Source organism: Pseudomonas taetrolens, assembly GCF_900475285.1.
Classification (GTDB): Bacteria; Pseudomonadota; Gammaproteobacteria; order Pseudomonadales; family Pseudomonadaceae; genus Aquipseudomonas; species Aquipseudomonas taetrolens.
Genome location: NZ_LS483370.1, coordinates 2,833,007 through 2,846,689 on the forward strand (window position 1 = coordinate 2,833,007; position 13,683 = coordinate 2,846,689).

Below are 13,683 nucleotides of genomic sequence, written 5' to 3' on the forward strand. Positions count from 1 at the left end.
AATGACTAAACCACGTGTAAAAAAAGCCTTGGTGATCGGACTTCTCCTGGCTCTGGCGGCTGCCATCGGTGGCGGTTTTCTAATCTGGGAGACCTTTTACAAGGGCAATGCGGGCTATCCGCTCAAGGTCATCAAGCAGGCCGATGCGTTGCAGGACCGTATTCTTTCGTTCGACAGCCATATCACCGTGCCCCTTGAGTTCGGCACTGCCGGCAATGAAGCCGACAAGGATGGCCCCGGTCAGTTCGATCTGGTCAAAGCGGCCAAGGGACGCTTGTCGGGTGCCGCGCTGACCGTCTTTGGCTGGCCGGAAATCTGGAACGGCCCCAATGCCCCCCATCGTCCGACCGCTGGCTTTGTCGAGGCCGCACGCAACGAGCAGCAAGCGCGCTACACCATCATCACCGGCATGGTGCGCGATTTTCCTGAGCGGGTCGGGATCGCCTACACCCCGGATGACTTCCGGCGCCTGCATGGCGAAGGCAAGTTCGCGGTGTTTATCAGCATGCTCAATGCCTATCCGTTAGGCAACGACCTCAACCAGCTCGACCTGTGGGCCGCGCGCGGCATGCGCATGTTCGGTTTCAGCTACGTAGGCAATAACGACTGGGCCGATTCATCACGCCCGCTGCCGTTTTTCAATGACACGCCGGATGCACTCAACGGGTTGTCCGACACTGGCAAACAGGCCGTTCAGCGCCTGAACGACCTGGGAGTGATCATCGACGTGTCACAAATGTCGAGCAAAGCCCTGGAGCAAGTCAGCCAGCTCAGCCGCACGCCGATGGTGGCTTCGCATTCGGCCCCCCGTGCCCTGGTGGATATCCCGCGCAATCTGAGCGACAAGGAGATGCAACTGATCAAGGACAGCGGCGGCGTGGTGCAGATCGTGGGTTTCCCCACCTACCTGCGACCCTTGAGCCAGCCCAGCCAGGACAAGCTCAACAGCCTGCGCAGCCAGTTTGACCTGCAGCCTTTGCGCAGCCTGGAAATGGCCCTGATGCCTGGCGATGCGATCATCACCGTGTGGCCCGAGCAGCGCTTCGGCGAATACGCCAGCGGTCTGTATGGGATCGTCGAGGAAGAGCCCAAAGCCACGCTCAAGGATTACGGCGACGCCATTGATTACGCCGTCAAGAAAATCGGCATCGATCATGTCGGCATCAGTTCCGACTTTAACGATGGCGGCGGCCTGGAGGGCTGGAAGGATGTCAGCCAGACCCGCAACGTCACCGCTGAGTTGCTGCAGCGCGGCTATTCAGAGGCCGATATTGCCAAACTTTGGGGCGGCAACTTCTTGCGGGTGTGGGACACCGTGCAAAAAGCCGCCAAGCCGACACCTACTCATTAAGTGAAGCCGCCAACCATGCCAACGTTACCTGCTTTGTTTCGCCTGCCTTTCGCCTTTGCTTTCGCCAGCCTGCTGCCCTCCATCGCCCACGCCAATGCCCCGGTCAGCGTCGATGCCAAACCGGGTACCGTGTTCCAGGACTGCAAGGACTGCCCGCCAATGGTGGTCCTGCCGACGGGCAGTTTCGTGATGGGCACCCCGGACGATGAAGTCGGTCGTGAGCCCGATGAAGGGCCTATGCACACCGTGACCTTCAGCAAACCCGTGGCCATCAGCCGCTTCCAGGTCACTGCCGGGGAGTTTGACGCCTATATCAAGGAGACCGGCGTCAGGATCGCCGACGGTGACGACCGGCCGGGGCGCGCATGCATTGCCGGAAAACCACGCTACCCCCAAGGCCCTCGTCAACCCGCAGTATGCATGGACTTTGCCGATGTCGAGAACTACGTAGCCTGGATCTCGAAAAAGACCGGCAAACCGTATCGCATGGTCAGCGAAGCCACACGCGAGTATGCCGCCCGGGCAGGTTCGAGAGGGCCGTTCCCGTTCCCGATGGACCCGGGCGAGACCTACAGCATTGCCCGGCACGCCAACACTTATGGCCCGACGGATGGCTACAGCTACAGCTCTCCGGCGGGCAGCTACCCGCCCAATGCATTCGGTGTGTACGACATGCATGGCAACGTCTACGAATGGCTGGCGGACTGCAAACACCCTGATTACGTCGGGGCCCCGGTGGATGGCAGCGCCTGGATCACCGGCAGTACCTGCGAACTGCGCCAGATCCGCGGCAATGACTGGGGCGAAGCACCGGTATTCTCACGCTCGGGCAACCGCAACGACATTTATCCGCACACCCGTGGCGACTGGATCGGCTTCCGGGTTGAACGTGATCTTTAAGTCCCGCTGAACAATGCCTGCCGCCGCGACCCTGGTCGCAGCGGCAGGCCAACCGCATTGCTGCGCTAAATCCCCGCGCCAACCACTCGTTCACAAGAGACTGCCCTTCCCTTGATCCAAGGAACTCTTGTTTATGAGCCAGCCCGCTATGCCCCGGACCTCGCCCGGGGTTCTGAGAGAACTGTTGACCCTGCTCAAGCCGTTCCGGCTCATTGTCAGCCTGTCCGTCCTGCTGGGGATGATCGGCGGGTTGAGCGTGACGGTGCTGCTTGCAACCATCAACAGCGCCCTGCATGCCGAAAGCGGTCTGACCTCACAGGTTGTCGCGCTGTTTGCCGGGCTGTGCGTACTGGCCTTGCTCAGCAGCATTTGCTCGGACATCGGCAGCAACTATGTGGGCCAGCACATCATCGCCCGGTTGCGCAAAACGCTCGGCGAAAAAGTGCTTTCGGCCCCGATCTCGCAAATCGAGCGTTATCGCAGCCATCGGCTGATCCCGGTGCTGACCCATGACGTCGACACCATCAGCGACTTTGCCTTTGCGTTCGCGCCACTGGCCATCTCACTGACTGTAACCCTCGGCTGCATGGGGTACCTGGCCATGCTCTCGTGGCCGATGTTTTTAATGATGCTGGTGGCCATCGTGATCGGCACGGTCATTCAGTACATCGCCCGCGGTTATGGCCTGAACGGTTTCTCCGAAGCCCGGGAAGCCGAAGACGAACTGCAAAAGCATTACAACGCGATTGCCGAGGGTGCCAAGGAGCTGCGCATCCACCGCCCTCGCCGCCAACGCATGTTTGTCTCGGGAATTCAGCGCACCGCGCAAAAAATCTGTGACATCCAGGTGCGCTCGATCAACACCTTTGTGATCGCCAAAAGCCTGGGCTCGATGCTGTTTTTCGTGGTCATCGGCCTCGCGCTGGCCATGCAGTCACTGTGGCCCAGCGCCAACCCGGGGGTCATCAGCGGCTTTGTGCTTGTGTTGTTGTACATGAAAGGCCCGCTGGAGCATTTGATCAGCACCCTGCCGATCATCAGCCGGGCACAAATCGCGTTCCGGCGCATTGCGGACTTGTCCGAACAGTTCAACTCCCCCGAACCGCACTTGCTGCTCAATGAGCAAGGTGCCCAGGGCAAAACGGTGCAGAACCTGGCGCTGGTCGACGTTAATTACAGTTTCCCGGCGGTGGATGGCAGCGCGCCGTTCCGGCTCGGGCCGGTAAACCTTACGATCAATCAGGGCGACATCGTGTTTATCGTCGGCGAAAACGGCTGCGGCAAAACCACCCTGATCAAATTGCTGCTGGGGCTGTATGCACCGCAACAGGGTGAAATCCGCCTTGACGGGCAGCCCGTGACCGCCGAAACACGCGATGACTATCGCCAGCTATTCACCACGGTGTTTGCCGATTACTACCTGTTCGACGACGTGGTGCAAGGCGACATGCGCATCCCCCAGGATGCCGAGCAATACCTCAAGCGCCTGGAAATTGCGCACAAGGTCAGTATTACCGACGGACAGTTCAGTACCACCGACCTCTCTACCGGACAGCGCAAACGCCTGGCACTGATCAATGCCTGGCTCGAAGAGCGCCCGGTGCTGGTGTTCGATGAGTGGGCCGCCGATCAGGACCCGACCTTCCGCCGGATTTTCTACACCGAGCTGCTGCCGGACCTCAAGCGGATGGGCAAAACCATCATCGTGATCTCCCACGACGACCGCTACTTCGATGTGGCCGACCAACTGGTGCGCATGGACAGCGGCAAGGTCAGCACCGCGCTCGACATCGCCTGAGCCCTCCCGCAGACGCAATACGGTTGTGCTGAACACGACCGTATTGCGTCGTGAGCATGCTCATTGCCACCGGGGTTTCGGGGCGTCTTGCAAAAAAAATCAAGTATTCGCGGAACTGTTTCCGGTTTATCAATCGTGCTGCGTCTAATAACTATTCCCATTAACAAAAAAGAATTTTCCTTTCCTGGAGCCTAGGCACGCAATGCAACGACCACACTTGAGCCGGACCCCCCTTTCGATCGCCACGCAGCCTCAGCGCCTGCGCCGTACTCTGTTGTCCAGTGCCCTGATGGCGTCTGTATTGCTGGGATCATCCATTGCCCAGGCGGCTGCGGTGAACGTGAATATTCCGGCGCAATCGTTGAGCAGCGCCCTGCATGAACTGGGTAAACAGGCCAATCTGCAAATTCTGTACAGCCCGGATCAGGTTCAGGGTATCAACTCGCGCTCGGTGTCGGGTTCGCTGGAGCCGGTCAAGGCCCTGGAAACCCTGCTGCAAGGCAGCGGCATCTCCTACCAGCTCAATGGTGACACGGTGACTCTCGAGGCCAGGCAAGGCAATGGTCTGGAGCTGGGTGCCACAACCATTTCCGGACAAGGGCTTGGAACAGCGCTGACCACTGAAGACACCGGTTCATACACCACCGGTGCCAGCAACAGCTCGACCAAACTGCCGCTGTCGATCCGCGAAACACCGCAGACCGTGACCGTGATCACCCGCCAGAACATGGACGATCAAGGTGCGCAGAGCATCAGCGATGTGTTGCGCAATGCGCCGGGGATTTCCACGCAGGCCTACGACAGCGACCGCATGGAGTTCTCGGCGCGCGGCTATGCCATCACCAATTTCCAGTACGACGGTGTCAACTCCTTGTATGACGGCGTGTTCGATGAAGGCGCGACCAAGGTCGACATGGCGTTGTATGACCGCGTCGATATCGTCAAGGGCGCGACCGGCCTGCTGTCCGGCTCCGGCGACCCTTCTGCCACCGTCAACCTGATCCGCAAAAAACCGACCCGCGAGTTCAAGGCTTCGATCACCGGCAGCGTCGGTTCATGGGACAACTACCGTACCGAAGGCGATATTTCCGGTTCGTTGAATGACGATGGCAGCGTGCGCGGGCGACTGGTGGCAGCCTATCAGGATGCCGATTCGTACCTCGACCACTACTCGAAAAAGAACGAGGTGTTCTACGGCATTGTTGAAGCCGACATCACCCCCGACACACTGTTCACCTTCGGCATGGACTACCAGAACATCAAGCCGCGCGGCTCATCCTGGACCGGCAATCCGTATTATTTTTCCGACTACAGCAAAACGGACTTCAGCCGCTCGTTCAACCCGTCCACCGACTGGAGCCGCCGTGACGTAAAAGCCCAAACCGTTTTCGCCTCCCTTGAGCACCGCTTTGCCAACGACTGGAAAGTCAAAGGCACCCTGACCCAGCAGACCAATGACCATGACACCCAACTGGGCTCGGCCAGCGGCGGACGACCTGATCCGGTGACCGGTGAAGGCATGTTCTTCTACTGGGGCAAGTGGGAAGGCCATCGCGTACAGAACACCGCCGATATCAATGCCAGCGGCCCGTTCAGCCTGTTTGGCCGTGAACATGAACTGGTGGTGGGTTACACCTCGCAAGCCTCCAGACAAACCGGGGCAACCTTTGACGGCTCCCAATTCGGCCTGGTACCTGGCAGCATCTTTGACTGGACCGGCCACTACCCGCAGCCGGACTTCCCGAAAAACGGCAAGTATGAAACCAACGAACGGCAGAACAGCGCCTACCTTGCGGCCCGCTTCAAGCCTACTGACGACTTGTCGCTGATCCTGGGCAGCCGTCTGAGCGACTTCAAGTACGACAACACTTACAGCTATTACGTACAAACCTCTACCTTCCAGGACAACCGCACCAGCTCCAAGCAACACGGCCGAGTGACGCCTTACGCCGGTGTGGTGTACGACCTGAACGACACCTACTCGCTCTACAGCAGCTACACCTCGATCTACAAACCGGTCACCGAAAAAAGCGCTTCCGGCACCACCCTCGCCCCCACTGAAGGCAACAGCTACGAAATCGGCTTGAAGGCGGCGTACTTCGACGGCCGCCTGAATGCCAGCGCGGCGGTGTTCCGTACCGATCAGAAAAAACTGCCAGTGCAGATCGGCACCAACGTCAACACCAACGAAGGCATCTACGAGAGCATTGACGGTGCCACCACCAAGGGCGTCGAATTTGAACTGGCCGGTGAGCTGCTGCCGGACTGGAACGTCATGGCCGGCTACACCTATGCCCAGACCAAAACCGCTGATGGCGATCGTCTGTATGGCTACCCGCTGGAAACCACCAAGCCGGAAAACGTGGCGCGGGTGTTCACCACCTATCGCCTGCCGGGCATGCTGAACAAAGTCACCGTCGGCGGTGGCGTGAACTGGCAGAGCCCGTTCTACGGCAAGATCTACAACGATGCGAAAGGCGACTACGACATCATCGAACAGCACAGCTATGCGCTGGTTAACCTGATGACCCGCTACGAGTACAACGAACATCTGGCCTTCAACCTCAATGCCAACAACGTCTTCGACAAGAAGTACCTGTCCGGCCTGGGCAACTTCAACACCACCTACTACGGCGAGCCACGCAGCTTGATGCTCACCACCAAATACACCTTCTAAGCGTTCGTCCGCTTCCAGCCAAAGCCCCGGGTCATTTGCCCCGGGCTTTGGCGTTTGGGCCCTCAAGCACTCGCGCTGCGCAACTTATTAGCGGGTCAATACGTGCCGCGCCGTCCTCCAGCCCTTACACTGATGGCCCCTTGCACACTGGCGCGATCATGGACCTCGACCTGGCCCGTACCTTCCTCGAAATCGTTCGCTACGGCAGCCTCGCGGGCGCCGCAGAGAAACTCCATGTCACCCAGACGGCCGTAACCGCGCGGGTGCAAAAACTCGAAGCCTTGCTCGGCGTAACACTGTTTGTGCGTAACCGGGCCGGCGCCCGCCTGACTTCCGACGGTGAAGCCTTCGTGGTGTATGCCAATCAACTGTTGCACACCTGGGAAGCCGCGCGACGTGATCTTCCCCGCCCCGAAGGAATGCACCAGATGTTGCATATCGGCGGTGAAGTCAGCCTGTGCAATCCACTGATCCTGAGCTGGGCCAAAGCTTTGCGTCAACACCTCGCCACCCACGCCTTGCGAGTGCAGATCCGTGACGGCGAGCAGTTGCTGCGACAGGTTGAAATGGGCCTGCTGGACGCCGCGCTGGTGTACCAGCCGACCTATTGGCCCGGGGTGCAGGTCGAGCAGTTGCTCGAAGAAAAACTGATCCAGATTCGCCGACCTGCTCTGCCCGAGCCTTATGTGTATGTGGACTGGGGTGAAGACTTTCGTCTGCGGCACGACGCGGCCCTGCCCGACAAGTCACGGGCGGCCATCAGTTTCAATCTGGGACCGGTAGCCCTGCACTACATTCTGGAAAACGGCGGCAGTGGCTATTTCCGTACACGCGTGGTCAAGAGCTACCTGGACAGCGGCGTGCTCGAACGCGTACCCAAGGCCCCGGAGTTCAGCTATCCGACCTATCTGGTGTACTCCCGCGAACGCGACAGCGCCGCCTTGCAACAGGCCATTGAGCTGCTGCGGGAAATGGTCAAGGAAGACGGCGACTGGTCGCAGCGCTGGGGACCGGAGATTTAAGCGGGATTAAAGCTTTCAGCTTTTCACTTTGCAGCCAATCCCTTAGGCTGCGAACGCTGGATCAACAAGGCTGTTCAACCGCACAGGTGGCCCATGACCGATCTCCCCCATGCCCGCGACAGCTGGCTAAGCTCCGTATCCCATCAACAATGGCTGCAGGACCAGGGCCAGGCGCTACTGGACTTCGCCAAGGCCTCCCGCGTGCCTGACGGTTTTGCCAGCCTGGACCGATTCGGCCAACGTCCAAATGACGCCCCTGCAGATACCGTGACCACCGCGCGCATGGTTCACAGCTTCGCCCTCGCCCATATCCAGGGGCTGCCAGGCTGCGCGCCGCTGATCGATCACGGGCTGGCGGCGCTCGACGGGCCATTGCGCGATGCCGAACATGGCGGCTGGTTCGCCGCTCCCCGGGCTCAAGACGGCAACACCCGCAAAGCCGCGTATCTGCATGCGTTTGTGGCCCTGGCAGCCGGCTCGGCGGCCGTGGCCGGGCGTGGCGGCTCGGCAAACTTGCTGGGTGATGCGGTAGAAGTGCTCGAAGCGCATTTCTGGTCAGAGGAGGAAGGCGCCTTGCTGGAGTCTTTTGCCAACGACTGGAGTGACTGCGAAGCGTATCGCGGAGCCAACAGCAACATGCACGGCACCGAAGCCTTTCTGTCGCTGGCCGACGTGCTGGACGAAGACCTGTGGCTCGATCGTGCCCTGCGGATCGCCGAGCGTGTGATCCACCAGCAGGCGGCTCAATCCGATTACCTGCCGGTTGAGCATTTCGATGCCCTGTGGCAACCCCTGCCCGACTACAACCGAGACAACCCGGCCGATGGTTTTCGCCCTTTCGGCAAAACACCGGGGCATGCCTTTGAATGGGCGCGCCTGCTCTTGCACCTTGAAGCTGCACGCAAGCAACGGGGACTGCCCTGCCCCGACTGGCTGCTGGAGGATGCCCGGCACCTGTTCCACAGCGCGTGCACCTATGGCTGGAATGTCGATGGCAATACCGGGATTGTCTACACCCTGGACTGGGACAACCGGCCGGTGGTGCGCGAGCGCCTGCACTGGACCCTGGCCGAAGCCGCAGCAGCCGCCGCCGCGCTGGTGCAACGTACCGGCGAGCTGGGTTATGAAGACTGGTATCAACGGTTCTGGGATTACATCGACCTGCACATGATCGATCGCCGTGATGGCAGTTGGCACCATGAACTGGGCCCGGACAATCTGCCGTCTGAAACCATCTGGCCCGGCAAGCCTGATCTTTACCATGCCTACCAGGCCACGCTGTTACCGCGCCTGCCGCTGGCGATCAGCCTGGCCAGCGCACTTAAACTGCGGCGTTAGCCTTTAAGTGGCGAAACACAGCGCCAGACCCAGCAACACTGCCGCAAGGCCGATGGGGAGGGTTCTTCTGAGCCATTGCACGCTGCTGGCGCGCTGTACCTCGTTCCCCCTTGCGGCCACCTGCCTCCAGGCCGCCAGGTGGTTCGGGCTTTCTGCCAGCCACGCCTTGAATACCTGACGCTCCGACGCGCAGGCATGACCTGACTCCAGCCGCAGCAACCAGCGAACCGCTGCCCGGGTAACGTCATCGACACGAGTAGGCTTGGACACGATAGATAACCAGACTTAAATGACAATAAGTCGCATTATCGACAACGCAGCGAAAATTGCAATCGCGATCTGCTACCAGCTTGAACGTAGCCTCGTTCCACTCGTCAACTGCTACGGAGTTGAGGGTCTTCTGTAGTCGTTGACGAAGGCTGCGATGGGGGCTGCAGCGAAAATGCCATTCGTAGCAGCGGTCGAGCCGAGCGAGGCCGCGTCCGGCTGCGCAGCAGTCGTAGAACGACGTAGCCTCGTTCCACTCGTCAACGGCTACGGATTTGAGGGCATCTTGTAGTCGCTGCCGAAGGCTGCGATGGGGCTGCAGCGAAAATGCCATTCATAGCAACGGTCGAGCCGAGCGAGGCCGCGTCCGGCTGCGCAGCAGTCGTAGAACGACGTAGCCTCGTTCCACTCGTCAACGGCTACGGAGTTGAGGGTCTTCTGTAGTCGTTGACGAAGGCTGCGATGGGGCTGCGGCGAAAAAGCCATCCGTAGTAGCGGTCGAGCCGAGCGAGGCCGCGTCCGGCTGCGCAGCAGTCGTAGAGCGACGTAGCCTCGTTCCACTCGTCAACGGCTACGGAGTTGAGGGCATCTTGTAGCCGCTGCCGAAGGCTGCGATGGGGCTGCGGCGAAAAAGCCATTCGTAGCAGCGGTCGAGCCGAGCGAGGCCGCGTCCGGCTGCGCAGCAGTCGTAGAACGACGTAGCCTCGTTCCACTCGTCAACGGCTACAGAGTTGAGGGTCTTCTGTAGTCGCTGCCGAAGGCTGCGATGGGGGCTGCGGTGAAAAAGCCCATGCGTTTTAGCGACCGCCGCCCAGGTCGATAAAGGTGCCGGTGGCGTACGAGGCCTTGTCGGAGAGGAGCCAGACAATGGCTTCGGCAACTTCTTCGGGACGACCGCCACGGCCCATGGGGATGTTCGACTCAAGTTTGCTGACCCGCCCGGGATCACCGCTCAAAGCATGGAAATCGGTGAAGATATAACCCGGCCGCACCGCGTTGACCCGAATCCCTTCGCCTGCCAGCTCCTTGGACAACCCCAGGGTGAAGGTATCCAGCGCCCCCTTGGAGGCCGCGTAATCAACGTATTCGCCAGGCGAACCCAAGCGGGCCGCCACCGAAGACACGTTGACAATATTGCCGCCCTGGCCACCGTATCGGGGCGACATGCGCAATACCGCATGCTTGGCGCACAGGATCGGGCCCAGCACATTGGTTTTGAGGGTATGCATGATGCGCAGCTCGGACATCTCGTCCAGGCGCGACTTGTGCCCCACCGTCCCGGCATTGTTGACCAGCGCCGTCACCGGCCCCAACTCCAGGTCAACCCGGGCAAACAGGCTGTTGACTTCATCTTCGTCGCTGACATCGGCTTGCACGGTGATCGCCTGAGCACCCAATGCACGCACCTGCTCCAGCACTTCATGGGCAGCCGCATCATCCGCCAGGTAGTTGATACAAATACGATAACCCTGCCGCGCCGCCAGCACGGCAGTGGCTGCACCGATCCCTCGGCTGCCACCGGTGATCACGATCACTTTATCCATAAATCCGCGTTCCCCATTCATCGGTGTAAGACTGACGCCCAGAATAACCGCGAAGGGTCGGCTTTGTCAGGCCTATGTCAAGGCGTGACCCAGGCCGTTTCAGAGCAGAAAAGGACAGAACGCTTATTTGCGTTTGTAGCTCTTCTTTCCACTTGGCGTGAGGCAATACACCCCGCCCCGCGGCCCCGTGCAATAACCACCGCTGCCGCACGAACAGTCCTGATCTGCGTTCAACAGTGGCTGGCGTTGCGTCGCAGAGGGCGAATTGCGTGTCCCCATAACCCTGCTGCAGCTTTTCCGGGAAGCACTGATCGACCCGTCATTGCACACAAACGTCTCGCCATCGCAGCCCGCTATCCCGCCTTTTCTCCCCGAACACGGCTGATTGGCGGCCATCGACACGACGCCGAACAGCATTGCGCAAATCAACACCAGGGACTTCAAGCCCATAATCATGGCTGTCTGATTCATTACGTGAGCCTCAAGTAGTGGCCTCATGCTATCAGCTCGATCCCCACCCATGACTTTTTCCTGACGCCAAGCTGAACATGAAACATTATTAAGAAACGTTTCAGCTTTTTCGTAGCAAAATGTGCTCACTGCTGAGAAGGCTTATCAGGTGACGGTATGACCCGCATTTTGACCATCGAAGACGATGCCGTAACAGCGCAAGAGATTGTGGCTGAGTTGAGTAGCCATGGCCTGGAAGTAGACTGGGTTGCCAATGGCCGCGAAGGTCTGGTGCGCGCGGTCAGTGGCGATTACGACCTGATTACCCTGGATCGCATGCTCCCCGAGCTGGACGGGCTGGCGATTGTCACCACCTTGCGCACCATCGGTGTCAGCACGCCGATTCTGATGATCAGCGCGCTGTCCGATGTCGATGAGCGCGTACGGGGCCTGCGGGCTGGTGGGGATGATTACCTGACCAAGCCTTTCGCCAGTGACGAAATGGCTGCTCGGGTCGAAGTCTTGCTGCGCCGTAAGAGCCCGACTGACAAGCACGAAACCTCGCTGCGCGTGGCCGATCTCGAGCTTAACCTGATCAGCCGCGAGGCTAGCCGCGCCGAACAGCAATTGAGCCTGTTGCCCACCGAATACAAATTGCTGGAATTTCTGATGCGCAACACCGGGCAGATCCTCTCGCGCATGATGATTTTCGAAGAAGTCTGGGGTTATCACTTCGATCCGGGCACGAATCTGATCGATGTGCACATTGGCCGCCTGCGCAAAAAAATCGATCCTCCGGGCCAGGTTCCCCTGATTCGCACCGTTCGAGGCTCGGGTTATGTCATTGCTGAACCCCTCTAAGGGCTGGCGTTCTTCCAGCAGCCGGTTGCTGGCGCTGTACAGTTTTCTGTTCGTGGCCTGGAGCTGCATCCTGATGGGGGTGCTGTACCACGAGGTATCGGTTTATCTGGCTGATTTGGCCAAGCACTCGCTCATGCAACGCCAGCACTTGTTTGCACGCTTCGAAGGCGCCCAGCTGGACGAAGCGCTCGCCACCAGCATGACCTTTGACTTGCGGACCGTAGATGCCTACGGCCTGTTCGATGCACAACTAAAACCGCTGAGCGGGCCGATTCAGGCCATTCCCGACGACCTGCCACTGGATGGCAAAATCCACGAACTGAGCACCTGCATCACTGCCGACGATCCAAATCTGCCGCAAGACAGCTGCGATGCGGTGGCCACGCGTACCGGCGATGGTCGCTGGCTGATCCTTGTACGCGATAACGGTTCGCTGTTTGCCGTAACACGGATTATTTTGCATGCCTTGTTCTGGGGGCTGTCACTGACCATCATCCCCGGCATTGCAGGCTGGCACTTGCTGCGCCGGCGCCCGCTCCAGCGCATTCGAGCGATCCAGGCCAGTGCCGAAGCCATCGTCGCAGGGGATCTGACGTACCGCTTGCCGCTGTCCAATCGACGTGACGAGCTGGACATGCTGGCCGCCATCGTGAATGCCATGCTCGACCGTATCGAACGGCTGATGCACGAGGTCAAAGGTGTATGCGACAACATCGCCCATGACCTGCGCACCCCGCTCACCCGCTTGCGCGCTCAGCTGTACCGGATTCAGCAGCAAGCGGGCGAAGGCTCTCCCGAAGCGCTGCAGCTGGATCAGGTCATCGGCGAAACCGACACCTTGATGGCACGCTTTCGCGGCCTGTTACGGATCTCTGAACTCGAAGACCAGCAACGACGCTCAGGTTTCCTTCAACTCGATCCGCTACCGCTGCTTCAAGAACTGTACGATTTTTACCTGCCTCTGGCAGAGGAAGGCCAGGTCACGCTAACGCTGGACGTACCAAATACCTTGCCCAGCCTCAACGGCGACCGGGCCTTGTTGTTTGAGGCGCTGGCCAATCTGCTCAGTAACTCGATCAAGTTCACCCCGCCCGGTGGTGAGGTCATTCTGCGTGCAGCCAGCGAGTGCACCAGCCCGTGCATTGAAGTGCTCGATACCGGCCCCGGTATTCCTGAAGCCGAACGCGAGGCGGTGTTTCAGCGCTTTTATCGCTGTGATGACCAACACGGAGGTTTCGGACTGGGCCTGTCCATCGTCGCGGCCATCGTCAATCTGCATGGTTTTACGCTGGATGTACGCAACCGGGAGACTTCAGGGGCCTGGCTGACATTGCATTGCCGGCAACGCCTGATCAAGGTCAATTGAACCCTGTTCGCAGCACGGATTATGCCGCCAATTTTTATTCTAAAAGGAAATATATAAATCGTTTTATATTCTTTTTTAAAAGTTAATTTACCTGCAAGACTCTCGTCAT

At 59.5% G+C, this 13,683-nt stretch carries 11 protein-coding genes; 8 read left to right on the forward strand and 3 right to left on the reverse strand.

All coding sequences use genetic code 11. The features are described 5' to 3' along the window. The first annotated feature begins 1 nt into the window (after window position 1). The 6 genes from pvdM (at window position 2) to DQN55_RS12905 (ending at window position 9,086) form a co-directional block, all read left to right on the forward strand. Window positions 2–1,351 (forward strand): pyoverdine-tailoring dipeptidase-like protein PvdM, encoded by a 1,350-nt coding sequence (gene pvdM, locus DQN55_RS12880; protein ID WP_048382104.1) that lies wholly within the window; start codon window positions 2–4, stop codon window positions 1,349–1,351. A 15-nt stretch (window positions 1,352–1,366) separates the two neighbouring features. After that, on the forward strand, window positions 1,367–2,251 hold the full coding sequence (gene pvdO, locus DQN55_RS12885; RefSeq protein ID WP_048382103.1) for a dihydropyoverdine dehydrogenase: 885 nt from the start codon (window positions 1,367–1,369) through the stop codon (window positions 2,249–2,251). A 133-nt stretch (window positions 2,252–2,384) separates the two neighbouring features. Then, a complete protein-coding gene (locus DQN55_RS12890; protein WP_269460139.1) occupies window positions 2,385–4,049 on the forward strand; it encodes a cyclic peptide export ABC transporter in 1,665 nt (554 codons plus the stop codon). Window positions 4,050–4,251: 202 nt separating this feature from the next. After that, complete coding sequence (locus DQN55_RS12895; protein WP_048382102.1) at window positions 4,252–6,726, forward strand: TonB-dependent siderophore receptor; 2,475 nt, start codon at window positions 4,252–4,254, stop codon at window positions 6,724–6,726. A gap of 158 nt (window positions 6,727–6,884) precedes the next feature. Beyond that, the gene (locus DQN55_RS12900; RefSeq protein WP_048382101.1) at window positions 6,885–7,748 is read left to right on the forward strand and encodes a LysR family transcriptional regulator; all 864 of its coding nucleotides are present in this window, start codon (window positions 6,885–6,887) and stop codon (window positions 7,746–7,748) included. Between the two features lie 93 nt (window positions 7,749–7,841). Beyond that, window positions 7,842–9,086, forward strand: coding sequence for a D-mannose isomerase (locus DQN55_RS12905; protein ID WP_048382100.1), 1,245 nt, complete (start codon window positions 7,842–7,844; stop codon window positions 9,084–9,086). A 3-nt stretch (window positions 9,087–9,089) separates the two neighbouring features. Here the strand turns inward: DQN55_RS12905 and DQN55_RS12910 are convergent, their stop codons facing one another. The 3 genes from DQN55_RS12910 to DQN55_RS22440 all read right to left on the reverse strand — a co-directional run bounded on the left by DQN55_RS12910 (window position 9,090) and on the right by DQN55_RS22440 (window position 11,353). Beyond that, window positions 9,090–9,356 (reverse strand): FecR/PupR family sigma factor regulator, encoded by a 267-nt coding sequence (locus DQN55_RS12910; protein ID WP_048382099.1) that lies wholly within the window; start codon window positions 9,354–9,356, stop codon window positions 9,090–9,092. Between the two features lie 794 nt (window positions 9,357–10,150). Continuing rightward, complete coding sequence (locus DQN55_RS12915; protein ID WP_048382098.1) at window positions 10,151–10,897, reverse strand: SDR family oxidoreductase; 747 nt, start codon at window positions 10,895–10,897, stop codon at window positions 10,151–10,153. A 123-nt stretch (window positions 10,898–11,020) separates the two neighbouring features. After that, on the reverse strand, window positions 11,021–11,353 hold the full coding sequence (locus DQN55_RS22440; RefSeq protein WP_053070930.1) for a YdcA family protein: 333 nt from the start codon (window positions 11,351–11,353) through the stop codon (window positions 11,021–11,023). A 171-nt stretch (window positions 11,354–11,524) separates the two neighbouring features. Here DQN55_RS22440 and DQN55_RS12925 point away from each other — a divergent pair, with 171 nt between their 5' ends. Next, complete coding sequence (locus tag DQN55_RS12925) at window positions 11,525–12,208, forward strand: response regulator transcription factor (RefSeq protein WP_048382097.1); 684 nt, start codon at window positions 11,525–11,527, stop codon at window positions 12,206–12,208. Then, window positions 12,186–13,574 (forward strand): sensor histidine kinase, encoded by a 1,389-nt coding sequence (locus DQN55_RS12930; protein ID WP_048382096.1) that lies wholly within the window; start codon window positions 12,186–12,188, stop codon window positions 13,572–13,574. The genes DQN55_RS12925 and DQN55_RS12930 overlap by 23 nt, the downstream gene beginning before the upstream one ends. Window positions 13,575–13,683: the final 109 nt, after the last annotated feature.

What these genes read in the sequence shown, in the direction of transcription:
- DQN55_RS12890 (WP_269460139.1), top strand. Translation starts at nt 2,385, where the DNA reads ATGAGCCAGCCCGCTATGCCCCGGACCTCGCCCGGGGTTCTGAGAGAA.
- DQN55_RS22440 (WP_053070930.1), bottom strand. Translation starts at nt 11,353, where the DNA reads ATGATTATGGGCTTGAAGTCCCTGGTGTTGATTTGCGCAATGCTGTTC.
- DQN55_RS12895 (WP_048382102.1), top strand. Translation starts at nt 4,252, where the DNA reads ATGCAACGACCACACTTGAGCCGGACCCCCCTTTCGATCGCCACGCAG.
- DQN55_RS12900 (WP_048382101.1), top strand. Translation starts at nt 6,885, where the DNA reads ATGGACCTCGACCTGGCCCGTACCTTCCTCGAAATCGTTCGCTACGGC.
- DQN55_RS12925 (WP_048382097.1), top strand. Translation starts at nt 11,525, where the DNA reads ATGACCCGCATTTTGACCATCGAAGACGATGCCGTAACAGCGCAAGAG.
- DQN55_RS12905 (WP_048382100.1), top strand. Translation starts at nt 7,842, where the DNA reads ATGACCGATCTCCCCCATGCCCGCGACAGCTGGCTAAGCTCCGTATCC.
- pvdO (WP_048382103.1), top strand. Translation starts at nt 1,367, where the DNA reads ATGCCAACGTTACCTGCTTTGTTTCGCCTGCCTTTCGCCTTTGCTTTC.
- DQN55_RS12915 (WP_048382098.1), bottom strand. Translation starts at nt 10,897, where the DNA reads ATGGATAAAGTGATCGTGATCACCGGTGGCAGCCGAGGGATCGGTGCA.
- DQN55_RS12930 (WP_048382096.1), top strand. Translation starts at nt 12,186, where the DNA reads ATGTCATTGCTGAACCCCTCTAAGGGCTGGCGTTCTTCCAGCAGCCGG.
- pvdM (WP_048382104.1), top strand. Translation starts at nt 2, where the DNA reads ATGACTAAACCACGTGTAAAAAAAGCCTTGGTGATCGGACTTCTCCTG.